A 13574-nucleotide genomic window follows, 5' to 3' on the forward strand; every position below is an offset into this window, starting at 1 on the left:
ATTAAATTTTAGTCATTAGACATAAAAAATGCCTCTATACAGAGGCATTTTTGGATTGGGCAAATTAAACTGGATAATCTTCCAGACTGTCTGCAATTTCAACTTGGTCTAATGCATTGGTTTCAAGTGCCAGACAAAGCGCAACAATTTTTGCAGTATCAGCAATGTTTTCTTTTTTCATTGCTAAGCCTGATTGAATTGCATCTAATCGCTCTTGGTGAATATCAAGCGCTTGTGCGACTTCTGCAGCATCATTGGTTTTGAAAAAATCATTCATGGCATGTTCAAAGTCATGATCTGAAGCTTTTAAAATACCTTCGATAAGCTCATCTAAATGTTCAGTTTGAGCCGAAAGGGAATGGATAAAGTTTTGAACTAGATTTTGCTCTAGTACATCAATCATCTTAATCATGTTAGTGACCTAAAAGTGATTAAAGGGGAGGAGGGTACCACAGGAAATAAGCAGAAAACCTGCTTTAAATTGGGTAATAAATATACCATTATTGATTAATTTGCAACCTTATTCAGATAAGCTGTAAATATCGAGCTTGCATTTATATTGATATGTTTTTTATTATAATTTTGATTTTAAATAAATTTCCCTAAAGACTGAGATTTTGTTTAACGATGTTATCAAGGTTGTTTGGGTTCTCTATAAGCACCTGGACTTACCCCAGTCCACTTTTTAAATGCGCGATGAAATGCACTGGCATCCTGAAAGTTCAACAGCTCACTGATGTCTTGTAAGGTATGTGAGGTTTTGCCAAGCAGTTCAATCGCCATATCTCGCCGTATATCATTTTTGAGTTGTTGGTAACTGCTGCCTTCATTTTTTAAACGGCGTTGTAAGGTGGCTTCTGAAATATTGAGCTGTGCTGATAGTTCACCGAGTTCAAACCATTCAGCAGGAGCAATAGAAAGTAATTGCTTACGAATGATTGAACTTAAAGCCAAAGGATTCTTAAATCTTAATAGTAGATTTTCAGGGGTGTTTTTAATAAAACCATACCAAGACTTTTGATCGCGTTTGATTTGAATGTTTAAGTAGTTTGCATCGAATTGCAGATAATTTTCATCTGTTTGGTAAGTAATATTTTCACAGAATCGCACGCGATAATCGCTGTCATCTTCAGGGGGCGTGCATTTTAATTGTAATTGATTGAGTAAAATTCTTTGATCTGCTAACCAACAGATCAAACTGTGAATCAACATAATATAAGTGGCATAGCAGAACATACGCTTGGTTTGTAATTTGTCTGTAATGACAATGTATGCATAATTTTCATCTATAATTAGCTTGCTGGAGAAGTCATCCAAGACAAAATTAAAATATTGCAAAATTTGTTCAATTGCTGTGTGTAGCGTATCCGATTGCATGACCATTTTAGACAATAATTTATAACAACCGCGTCGCATCTGATGCGAGTCCATGCCAAAGAACTCATCATTCATATGGTCTGCGATTTTAGTCCACAGTTTTGCATAAGCTGAAACAGCAATACGTGATTTGGCTGCATGAAATATTTCCAGTGGTATTTCTGCATCATGCAAAATCTGCTGTATATCATAGCCCTTATCTTGGGCACGGCTCAGCGCTTCATGTACCAGCGCAATTGAAATTGTGCCTTTGCTTTCACTGAATTGTTGATTGTTCACAGTGTATTCCATTATCTTGTGATACGTGTTTTGTGACTAAAGTTTTCCAAAAAGATGTTTAAATTGTCCAAATACATCATACAGGATGCAACTTTTGGAAATTGTACTCAAGCTTGACTATGTTTACTCTGCATCTTAAGTCGAAAGTGGGTTTAATTCATCATTTAAACTGCTCTATTCAAACAATGAACTAGGAAAATAAAATGAAAATTGAAGGAAAAGTTTTTGTTGTGACTGGTGGTGCATCTGGATTAGGTGCCGCGACAGCCACACATTTGATTGGTCAAGGTGCGAAAGTGATCATGGTGGATATGAATCACCAGCTTGGCGAAGAAATGCAGAAGCGCTTAGGTGAAAAGTCCAAATTTGTTCAACTTGATGTGACCGATGAAGTTGCTGTTGAACAATTCTTTAAAAATGTGGAGCAGGATTATGCTCAATTAAATGGCTTAATTAATTGTGCAGGGATTGGCCCATCCGCCAAAGTACTAGGTAAAAATGGCATCCATGCTTTAGACGCATTTCAAAAAGTATTGAATATTAATGTCGCAGGAACATTTAACATGCTACGTTTTGCCGCAGATGTCATTTCTCGTTATGCGTTACCAGCAGGTGAAGAAGATCGTGGTGTGATTATTAACACTGCTTCAGTAGCTGCGTTTGATGGTCAAATTGGTCAATCTGCTTATGCTGCATCTAAAGGTGCTGTCGTTGCAATGACATTACCTTTGGCGAGAGAACTTGCGCAACATGCCATCCGTGTGATGACCATTGCACCTGGGATTATGGAAACCCCAATGTTGAAATCATTACCACAAAATGTTCAAGATGCGCTGGGTGAAATGGTGCCTTTTCCTAAACGCCTTGCGAAGCCTGAAGAGTTTGCACAGCTTGTTGGTCATATTTGTGAAAATAGCTATTTAAATGGTGAAACAATTCGATTAGACGGCGCAATCCGTATGCAGCCAAAGTAACCTGGTCTAATCCATCTGCTTATTTCTAACTTTGCTTTAACACAAGCAATAGCAAACTTTTAAAAAATTGAATACTGCCTGACATGATCTAAACCATCATGTTAGGCAGACTTTAGCCTAAATTTATACAGACAACGAGATTTTGATTGGTCGCTGATCATGATTGCAGTGATTTAAAATTTAAAAGTACTGAGAGGGATGCTCAAATGATTCTCAATGATGAACAAAAAATGGTTCAGGAAATGATGCGAAATTATTCGCAGAATAAACTTAAACCCACAGCTGCTGAACGTGATAAAACTGCAAAATTTCCTCAGCAAGAACTCAAAGAGTTGGGTGAACTGGGTGCATTAGGCATGACTGTGTCTGATCAATGGGGTGGCGCAGGTTTGGACTATATCTCCTTGGTGACGGCAATTGAAGAAATTGCTGCAGGAGATGGTGCAATTTCAACCATTGTCAGCGTACAAAATTCTTTGCCTTGTGGAATTATCCAAAAATATGGGACAGACCGACAAAAACAAGACTACTTAATGCCATTGGCAACAGGTCAATGGCTTGGCTGTTTCTGTTTAACGGAACCACAGGCGGGTTCAGACGCAGGTGCTTTGCTATGTAAAGCAGAACGTGATGGCGATTCGTGGGTGATTAATGGAACCAAACAATTCATAACTTCTGGACAGCACGCACAAGTGGCGATTGTGTTTGCAGTTACGGATAAATCCGTAGCAAAGAAAGGTATTTCTTGTTTTATCGTTCCAACCAATACAGAAGGTTATATCGTTTCTCGGATTGAAGACAAAATGGGACAACATTGCTCAGATACCGCAACAATTGTTTTTGAGAATTGTCGGATTCCTGCTGAGAACATATTAGGAAATGAGGGTGAAGGATATAAAATCGCCTTGTCGAATTTAGAGTCAGGTCGTATTGGTATTGCCGCTCAATGTGTGGGAATGGCACGAGCAGCATTGGATGCTGCGGTTGAATATGCCAATCAGCGTAAAGCTTTTGGAGTGGAGTTGGTACAACATCAGGCTGTGGCATTTCGCTTAGCCGATATGGCCACTCAAATCGAAGCAGCACGGCAGTTGATTTACCATGCCGCAAGTTTAAAGGATGCAGGTTTAGCTTGTCTAAAAGAAGCATCAATGGCGAAGTTATTTGCATCTGAAATTGCTGAAAAAGTCTGTTCAGATGCGATACAAATTCATGGTGGTTATGGCTATGTTGCTGATTTTCCAGTAGAGCGAATCTATCGAGACGTTCGCGTCAGTCAGATTTATGAAGGCGCTTCCGATATTCAACGTTTAGTTATCGCAAGAGCGGTGATTCAGTAAGTTCAATTGTAGATTTGCGCATCAAAATTCTATCTCAAGACCAGCTTCGCACTGGTCTTTTTTATTTTAAAGCCTTCCATCATGACAGGAAAAGCAGATGTTCAAAAACCGCAATACAATTGAGGTATTTGGAAATTGTGTGTGATTTCTAATCATGGTTATCTATAAGCATAGGAACACATGTTGAATGATTCAACATTTTTAGAAAAGCTAGAAAGCAAAATATGGAACCGCACATCGAGATGATTTGTGCTGAAAATACAAGGATATTGCCATGAAAACATTGGAACAAGCCTATCAAGAATTCGATTATGAAAAACTCATCAATGAGCAACTGGTTGGCAACCCACAGTCAATCAATGCCTATATCGAGTGCTGCGAGCGTTTTGTCGGTTTAAATAAAGTGGCTTTGATCTGGGAAGGCAAAAACGGTGAGTCTTCACAATGGACCTTTGAACAACTGGCACAAGCATCAGGAAAATTAGCCAATTATTTACAATCGCTAGGCATAAAAACAGGCGATTGTATTGCTGGCTTATTACCACGGACTCCAGAACTATTGATCACCATATTGGGAACTTGGCGTATCGGAGCAATTTATCAGCCCTTATTTACCGCCTTTGAATCAAAAGCGATTGAGCATCGCGTAGCAACAGCCAATACCCAACTGATCATCACCAACAGTGAACAACGTCCCAAACTAAACGGGATTGAACTTCCAAATATTCTGACTGTTCATCCACAAGATTTTGCAGCAACAAAAGTTGCAGATTTTTGGCAAGAACTAGCAGGTCAATCAGCTGAATGTGCACCCGTCATGTTGAGTTTTGCTGATGATTTTTTAATGATGTTTACCTCTGGAACAACAGGTTTGGCAAAATCGGTTCCAGTGCCATTAAAAGCGATTTTGGCCTTTAAGGAATATATGCGTCACGCTGTTGATTTACGTGAAGAAGATTCATTTTGGAACCTTGCGGATCCAGGTTGGGCATATGGTCTATATTATGGTATTGCTGGCCCATTGGGATTGGGACACAGTATTATCATGGATGAACGCGCATTTAGTGTCGACCATGCTTTGGAAATTATTCAAAAATACCAAATCAGTAATCTTACAGGTTCACCTACAGCATTTCGTATGTTCTTTGGCTTTAAAGAAAAATTTAGTACTTCGATCAAAGCTCATTTACGTGCAGTCAGCAGTGCTGGTGAACCTTTAACACCTGAAGTAATTCATTGGTTTAATCATGACTTGAATGTCAATATTTATGACCAATATGGGCAAACAGAATTAGGTATGGTGATTGGTAACCATCATGCTTTAGCACATGCAATAAAAGTCGGCTCAGCAGGTTTTGCTAATCCTGGTCATCGTTTTGCAGTGTTAAATCAAGACAACCAAGAAGTTGAACGAGGTGAGATTGGAACGCTAGCAATTGACTTCTCTCAATCGCCACTCACATGGTTTAAAGGTTATGGTGGAAATAATCGTAAATCCTTTGTTGGTCATTATTACTTAACTGGGGATACGGTTCGTTTGAATGAATTAGGTGGGGTTGATTTTATTGGTCGTGCAGACGATGTCATTACAACTTCAGGTTATCGTGTTGGGCCATTTGATGTAGAAAGTACACTTTTGGAGTGTGTTGAAGTTTTAGAATCTGCCGTTATTGGTAAACCTGATCCAGAAAGAACAGAGATCGTAAAAGCTTTTGTTGTGCTCAAGCCTCAGTTCACGGGTTGTCACCAATTGAATGCTAAATTACAAGAATATGTACGTTCACGATTATCTAAGCATTCTTACCCACGTGAAATTGAGTTTGTTGAAAGCTTACCCAAAACATCGAGTGGCAAAATTCAACGTAATTTATTGAAGCAACAAGAAGTGGCTAAATTACAGCAAATGCAATTGCAGGCTTAATATCTTTTAAAGTTCCATGTTTTGCACCCGAAAGGGTGCTTTTTTATGATCAGCATAAGATCTCGTATTTCTAAGGTCTTTATAACAATTTTAGTCCACTTTACCTGTGATATTTTTGTCTAAATAATAAATGGCTCAAATAGAATGATTCAAATTCACGATATTGTCATTAATAAAAATTAATCTGCTTTAAATTTCAACAAACGTTAAAAATTATGCAAAATTTAAAACCACATACACTTTGTTTAAGCCTTGCATTATTGGGCTGTTCATTTCCAAGCTATGCACAATTGATGTTTAGCCAGTACATCGATGGCACAGTAAATAGAAAAGGATTAGAAATTTATAATCCAGATGGCAGCACTGTAAATCTTGCAGATTATCAAATTGAACAATATACCAATGGGGCAACGAGTAAAACAGCAACTTACACCTTAGAGGGAAATTTAGCCAGTAAGGCAAAATTTATTATAGGTCGTACCGAATTACAGGCAGAACTTGGCACTAAAGTGAATCAGGTTGCTGGTTTGTCATTTAATGGCGATGATGCCTTGGTCCTTGTGTATAAAGGCACACCTGTAGACCGTTTTGGACGGATTGGGGACAAACCAGCAAATGGTGGCTGGGGAACAATAATCACCAGCTATCAAAATAGCCTAAGCAGAATAAAAAATAAAAATGATGTCAGCGCTGTAGATCCCAATAGTGCCTTTGATTTGGACAGTGAGTGGAGCAAATGGTCAGATCGTAATGCATTCAGTAGCTATTTAGGTACTGGTACAACGACACCGCCAATCACTGCAATCAGTTGTAGTACTGCTGATACTGCAATTGCAGATTTACAATCTGCGGCACAAAACCAGCAATATGTGGTTCGAGGTGTTATCACAGCGGATTATCGCTATCAAAATGGATTTTCAGGTTTCTATATTCAAACCCCTGACAGTAAAGCGAAAGCAAATTTAAGCAATGCGATCTTTGTCTATCTCCCTGCTGCAAGCACAATTACTGGCGGTAAAGTGGGTGAAGAAGTGATTCTGAAAGGGCGTTTAACCAATTATGAAAATCAATTGCAAATTGATCAACTGAGCAGCAATATTCAGACCTGTAATAATCAAGCCGCAAGTCTGGTAAGTTCTACACCGATTCAACTACCATTTTCAAGTTTAACCGATGCTACAGGCAATGCACCTAAGCGCTATCAAGGTATGTTGGTGAAAATTCCTCAAACCTTAACGGTTAGCGAGAATTATGATTATGGTCGATATGGTCAATTGTCTTTAAGTTTGGGACGCTTATATATCCCAACCAATTTATATCCTGCGAAATCCAATGAAGCGGTTGCTTTAGCAAAACAAAATTTATTGTCTAAGATTATCTTGGATGATGGTTATAACAATCAAAACAGAACACCATGGTTGCCACAAACATTTAATGCGGCAAACACTTTACGTACAGGCTATCAGCTTAAAAATGTTGAAGGGATTTTGGAATACCGTTTTAATGCTTGGCGTATTCAACCGATCCAAAACAAAGCTTTGCCTGAGGTTGTCAAAGACAGTAATCTGCGGAATTCAGCCGTCTTGGCAAAAGAGAGTAAACAGGTTCGTGTTGCCGCATTTAACGTCTTAAATTATGACAATTCGCCGCTAATTGGTGTTAAACCAGATCGTGGTGCAAACACCGAGACAGAATTTAATCGTCAACATGCCAAAATAGTCAGTGCGATTAAAACCATTGATGCAGATGTTTATGGCTTAATGGAAATTGCCAACAATGGTTATGGCGAAAAAAGTGCTGTGAATTACTTAACCAAAGCTTTGGGTGCAGATTGGAAATATGTCATCCCACCGAATATGGATAAGTTGGGTACTGATGTGATTGCAGTTGCGATTATTTATAATAGCAAACGTGTAAAAGCTGTTGGTAATCCTGTGGTATATGATGATTTAACACAGAAAAACCGGGTCACAATGGCACAAAGCTTCCAAGCGGTAACTGGAGGAAAAACCTTTACTGTTGTACCAAATCACTTAAAGTCTAAAGGTAGTTGTCCTGAGGATAAAACCTCACCAGAAGCTAACCAAGGTGATGGTCAAGGCTGTTGGAATCCGACTCGTGTCAATGCAGTACAAAAATTGATTCAGTGGATTGCAACCAACCCAACCAAAGCTGAAAAGCCAAATTATTTATTGGTCGGGGATATGAACAGTTATGCCAAAGAAGATCCAATCTTGGCATTTGAAAAAGCCAACTACAAAATATTGCTAAATGATGAAAAAGTAGGGCAAGGTAAATCTGCATATAGCTATGTGTTTGGTGTGGCCAGTGATGCAACCGGGAATGGTGGTGCGGGTAATTTAGATCATGCAATTGCAGATGCTAACTTATACCCAATGGTTAAACGTACTTTTGCATGGCATATCAATGCTGATGAACCAACAGCATTAGACTACAATGAAGAATATAAGACTGAGGAACAAATTGCTTCTTTCTATGCGCCAGATGCTTTCCGTTCTTCTGATCACGATCCGGTTATTGTTGATCTAGATTTAAATGAATCAAGTGCTACTACAGGCGGGGATAAGAGCAGTGGGGGCAGTACAGGACTGTGGTCTTTGTTTGGACTGATGTTGCTTACAGCGACCTCAGTATTAGCGCGTTCTAGAAAGAAATCGTAATACGCTGATATCCTTTTAAAGAGAAACTAGTGATCTAGTTTCTCTTTTTTATGCTTTCATAAAATTAAATCTGTATAACATAACCGTTTGTATAATATAGTAATTTTCACCAACTGATTTAAGACTGAATCTCTTCATAAATGAAGCGAATGATATTGGTCGAAATACTATTTCATTCATCTCAATTATTCAGTTTTATCTTTCAACGGTACTATGGCTCGGATCACGGTAAAACCCTGCTGAGAATGGATTTCAAAACTACCTCCAATTCTTTTTACTCGCACTTGCATACTCTGCAAACCCACATGCAATCCAGCTTGAACCTGATCTACTTCAAAGCCAATGCCATTGTCTTGAATGGTTAAAACGAGTTGTTGTCGTTCATCTTCAACCAACGAAACTTCGACATCAGTTGCATGACTATGTTTTACAATATTGGTTAAGGCTTCTTCTGCGACACGAGAAAAGGTTAAACAAATCAATGCAAGGGGTTTATGTTTCCATTTTTCTGCAAAAATCCAAGTCGATTCAATTTCCATTTCTTCGAAAATTTGTATAAAACGATGACGCAATGGCGCAACCCACATCACTGGGCTTTCTGGTATTTTTGCCCCAGCACTGCTTCCTGAGTCAATCACTTGGCGTAAGTCATTTCTTAACAGTTTAAACATAGAGATCACTTGCTGTTTTTCAATATGCTCACTGTGATCCAGTATAATCATCGAGCGAACAATTGAACCACCCAGTCCATCATGTAATTCATGAGACAGGTTTAGACGCTCTTGCAACCGCATATTATCAATTTCGAGTTGGTACTTTTTATCTAAAGATTGCTCTAAGTCAAACGTGACTTTTTCAATAGTTTCTTCAAGTGTCTGATTAAATTTTTCAATACGTCCGACATTCTGTGAAATACGATAAGCTAAGATAAACGAGATTGCTAAGCTGGTAATTGGTGCGGCCAATGGCGTCCAATAGAGCGTCTGATCCAGATGATGGATCATGCTATAAAAATCATGAACAATAATAAGTAAATAGATGAGGAAAATAAACGCAAGCAGGAGAATGTCTATCTTTCTACGTTTAAAAGCAATCCATTGAAAAAACAAGCAATTAAAAATAAATACCATGCCAGAATAGAAAAAGACAGAGGATAAGCTACGTTCTAGATAATTGATCGGTGTCAACAGTAATGCAGCAATCGCGATTGTAGACGTCAATAAAAGTAAACGTTCTAAATACGGATAATGGCGATTGGCAAAACGCCAAGCAAATAAACAGAGGCAATAGGTATATCCAACTAAAAATACCAGATTTAGACGTGCTGTTAAGATACTGTCGGTAAAAGGAATAGGGATGGTCGAAATAATATTATAGGCAAACAATGCCCATAAAAATGAAGTTAAACCAAACCAACCAAAGGCTTTTTCTTGGCGTCGAAATAGCCAAATGGTAAAACCTGTAGTTCCCACCACAAATGTAATAATAATATTGATAAAAAATAAAGTTCGCCGTTCAAAAACCAGCTGATCTTGTTGAATGGCGATATCTTCGGCCTGACCAAATTTAATTTTTCCTAGACCTGAATGTTGTGATGCAACCCCTACAACACGGACTAAAATTTCATTTTGCTGGTTTTGAATAGATGTAGCCGGAAGCACCCAATACCTTGGCATATTCCAGCTTCTAGACAATGGCTCTACTAAGGATTTGTCTTTCCATAACAGTTCATTATTGCTATAGACAGCTCCTGCAATATTGATTCGTTCAATCAGTAAGGCGACAGGTTGATTTTCCTGGTCACACTGATATTGCCATTTGATTTTATACCAAGCAGTGCCTGTGTAGTTTTTCCAGCGCGTTTCCCAGTCATCTGGCAAGGTGACTGTTTTCCATCCCTGTTGGGGAACCTGTTCAAGATTTGCAAGCGCTTGAGCAACTTGTATGCTTTGGATTTGAAAATGACAGGCTGCATCTGTTGTATTGGACTGAGCTGTTAAGGCAGCACCAGCAAAAGCAAAATGCTGGGTCAAACTTAGCATAAGACCGAACAACCCGATTAATTTTAGAATTAGTCGAGTAATCCTAAGTTGCGTGCTGTATCGATGGCTTTGGCTCTGTTGCATACCGCAAGTTTCCGATAAATATGTTTAATATGAGATTCAACGGTATAACGGGATAAATTGAGTTGATCTGCAATTTCCTTATTGCTTAAGCCTTGAGAAACCAGTTCTAAAATTCCCAATTCTCTTTTGGATAATACACTGTCCTGATCAGTGACTCTCTGACAGGGTGCAGTTTTATTTGAATTATTTTTTTCATTAAAATGTAGTTGTTTTAAAATTTTTTGGGCAATAAATGGATCAATCGGCGCTCCACCGCGTAAGACACTTTTGATCGAAAGAGAAACTTCTAAGTCATCTCTTTCTTTGAGCACATAGCCTGTTGCACCTGCACTTAATGCATTGAGGATCGCATCTTCAGTGCTCCATGCTGAGATCACTAAAATCATGATGGTTGGATCATAGTTTTTTAAAATTTCAATAAACTCAATTCCATTTCCATCAGGCAAGCCTAAATCAACCAATGCAAAAGAGGCTGAGTGTATACTGAGTTGTTCTTTGGCTTGAGCTAAACTTTGGGCAAAACGTAAATCTGCAATTGAGTATCCTAGATTAATTAATATGTCAGTCAGTCTTTTTTGTATAAGCGGCTCATCTTCTACGATGATGACTGGAACAGGTAAACTTAACTCATTGTTCATGATGTAAAAAACTCGCCCATGTCTATTGGACTTAGTTTTTCAGATATTGATGGCTTAATCTATACCTGATAATAGGTATTTTTAGTATTTAATAAGGGTCTGTTGATATTTCATAAATGGCTTGCGTTGTAGGTTAAAATTGAGCAGGCAAGGCATGAAACGAAGAGAATAGCGAGACTATTTTCAAGTTTCATAACGTAGGCTGAGATAATTTTAACCACAACCCTGAGCAAGAACAAAGCACTGCTTTGTTTGCAGCGCAAGGCGCAGCGGGGGACTAGAGTGTTTTTTGCCGCTACGTTGTTACCTTGTGAAACGATGTTTCTCATCATTTAGAATGACTAAATTTCGTATTTCGCGCCTAGTATCGCCTAAAAAACATTCGTAGTCGCAAACATAGACGAATTGTCAACAGACCCAAAGTGATTAGGAGTGAATATTCAGTTTATTACAATCGAGTTTTAACGCACTTACTGAGTATCAAATAATGCCTAAAGTCAATTTATTGAGACCAAGTTAACTTTTTAAGATAAGGTTATTGAGACAAGTTAAGTAAATATTCAAATTTTAGTAGATAAAAATCACAATTTAACAGCAAAATATCGGTTATATTCGCTGAATAATGGATTATTTTTATAATGGATGTAGCTTACGATGATTAAATTCCTTAGAAATTTGGCAGTGATACAATGTATTGCGATTACCATTTTAGCTATTGCTCTTTACCTGTATTAAACGCTGATCATCACTGCCTTAAGAAAAATAATGCTGTTTATTTTACCGCACTATATTGATCAACTAAGCTACGACTTGCTTCATTCATCCCTATAATTTCAACCTGAATGTTATTTTGCAGAAACTTGTTTTGTACCTGATTGAGCATACTGACAGAGGTAATATCCCAAATATGGGCATGGTTTAAATCGATAATGACATGATCAACAGATTCATTAAAATCAAAAAACTGAAAGAATTTTTCTGAACTGCTAAAGAAAATTTGCCCATAAATTTCATATTTTCGGGTCGTGCTGTTCAAAAAATGAGATTGGACACGTACTGCATTTTCTAATTTATTGACCAAGAAAAGTGCAGATAAAAGTACACCAATCAACACGCCTAAAGCTAAGTTATGCGTCATCAGTACAATGACCACCACCGCAAGCATCACGCTATTGCTTTGTTTGGGATGTTTTGAAAAGTTTTTGACTGAGTCCCAGTTGAATGTAGTAAAAGCCACCATAATCATAATTGCCACAAGTGCAGCCATTGGAATATAAGACAGCCATTCTTTTAAAAAGACCACTAAACACAGTAAAAAAACACCAGCAACTAAGGTCGATAAGCGAGTTCGTGCACCAGAAGACACATTGATAATCGATTGCCCAATCATGGCACAACCTGCCATACCCCCCATAAACCCACTGACCATATTGGCGATGCCTTGTCCACGACATTCTTTGTGACGATCGCCTTCTGTTTGCGTCACTTCATTAACAATCGTGGTTGTCATCATGGTTTCGAGTAAACCTACGGTGGCCAAGGTGATGGCATAAGGAAAAATAATTTTTAAGGTATCCAAGTTAAGTGGAATGTCTGGAATTAAAAACAGTGGTAAAGTGTCTGGAAATTTTCCTAAATCACTAACAGTACGCATATCCGCACCCAAAAATAAGGCACCTAAACTCAATACAATAATGCACACCAAAGGTGAGGGAATGAGTTGACCAATTTTGGGAATATAGGGGAAAAGATAAACCACCCCTAAGCCAAAGGCGACAAATAGATAAGCCGTCAGATCCATACGTTGTAATTCAGGAATCTGTGCCACAAAGATGAGAATAGCCAATGCATTGACAAAACCATAGACGACAGACTGTGAAACAAAGCGCATCAGTTTTGCAACTTTAAAATAGCCAGCAACAATCTGAAGAATTCCAGTCAAAATTGTGGTGGCAAATAAATACTGTAAACCATGATCTTTGACGAGAGTAACCATCAGCAACGCCATTGCGCCTGTGGCTGCGGAAATCATTGCGGTACGTCCACCGAAGAAAGCAATGCTCACTGCAATACAAAATGATGCATACAGGCCGACTTGTGGATCTACGCCTGCAATTGCAGAAAAAGCGATTGATTCAGGAATAAGTGCCAAGCCTACGACCATTCCAGCAAGTACATCTGTACGAATATTGGAAAACCATTCCGCTTTTTTTAGACTAATCACTACAAACCTTTCAT

General features: G+C 38.4%; 9 protein-coding genes. 4 read left to right on the plus strand and 5 right to left on the minus strand.

Annotated elements, in window-relative coordinates; genetic code table 11:
• Nucleotides 1-64: 64 nt before the first annotated feature.
• Nucleotides 65-412, minus strand: coding sequence for a hypothetical protein (locus ASC84_RS06215; protein ID WP_004719389.1), 348 nt, complete (start codon nt 410-412; stop codon nt 65-67).
• Nucleotides 413-633: 221 nt separating this feature from the next.
• Nucleotides 634-1668, minus strand: coding sequence for an AraC family transcriptional regulator (locus tag ASC84_RS06220; RefSeq protein WP_056512666.1), 1035 nt, complete (start codon nt 1666-1668; stop codon nt 634-636).
• 191 nt (nt 1669-1859) lie between these two features.
• On the opposite strand from ASC84_RS06220, the gene ASC84_RS06225 reads away from it, so the two are divergent.
• The 4 genes from ASC84_RS06225 to ASC84_RS06240 all read left to right on the plus strand — a co-directional run bounded on the left by ASC84_RS06225 (nt 1860) and on the right by ASC84_RS06240 (nt 8572).
• Nucleotides 1860-2630, plus strand: coding sequence for a 3-hydroxyacyl-CoA dehydrogenase (locus ASC84_RS06225; RefSeq protein ID WP_004719394.1), 771 nt, complete (start codon nt 1860-1862; stop codon nt 2628-2630).
• Between the two features lie 206 nt (nt 2631-2836).
• Nucleotides 2837-3970, plus strand: a complete 1134-nt coding sequence (locus ASC84_RS06230; protein WP_056512669.1) for an acyl-CoA dehydrogenase family protein — start codon at nt 2837-2839, stop codon at nt 3968-3970.
• Nucleotides 3971-4244: 274 nt separating this feature from the next.
• Nucleotides 4245-5891 (plus strand): AMP-binding protein, encoded by a 1647-nt coding sequence (locus tag ASC84_RS06235; RefSeq protein ID WP_056512673.1) that lies wholly within the window; start codon nt 4245-4247, stop codon nt 5889-5891.
• A gap of 215 nt (nt 5892-6106) precedes the next feature.
• A complete protein-coding gene (locus tag ASC84_RS06240; RefSeq protein ID WP_056512675.1) occupies nt 6107-8572 on the plus strand; it encodes an ExeM/NucH family extracellular endonuclease in 2466 nt (821 codons plus the stop codon).
• A gap of 185 nt (nt 8573-8757) precedes the next feature.
• Here ASC84_RS06240 and ASC84_RS06245 read toward each other — a convergent pair whose 3' ends face one another.
• From ASC84_RS06245 to ASC84_RS06255, 3 genes are all read right to left on the minus strand, one after another.
• On the minus strand, nt 8758-10698 hold the full coding sequence (locus ASC84_RS06245; protein ID WP_056512678.1) for an ATP-binding protein: 1941 nt from the start codon (nt 10696-10698) through the stop codon (nt 8758-8760).
• Entirely contained in the window at nt 10644-11336 is a 693-nt protein-coding gene (locus ASC84_RS06250) for a response regulator transcription factor (RefSeq protein ID WP_056512681.1), read from the minus strand. The genes ASC84_RS06245 and ASC84_RS06250 overlap by 55 nt, the downstream gene beginning before the upstream one ends.
• 772 nt (nt 11337-12108) lie before the next feature.
• Complete coding sequence (locus ASC84_RS06255; protein WP_056512840.1) at nt 12109-13560, minus strand: SulP family inorganic anion transporter; 1452 nt, start codon at nt 13558-13560, stop codon at nt 12109-12111.
• Between the last annotated feature and the right edge of the window lie 14 nt (nt 13561-13574).

This window comes from Acinetobacter sp. Root1280 (assembly GCF_001425285.1).
Taxonomy (GTDB): Bacteria; Pseudomonadota; Gammaproteobacteria; order Pseudomonadales; family Moraxellaceae; genus Acinetobacter; species Acinetobacter guillouiae.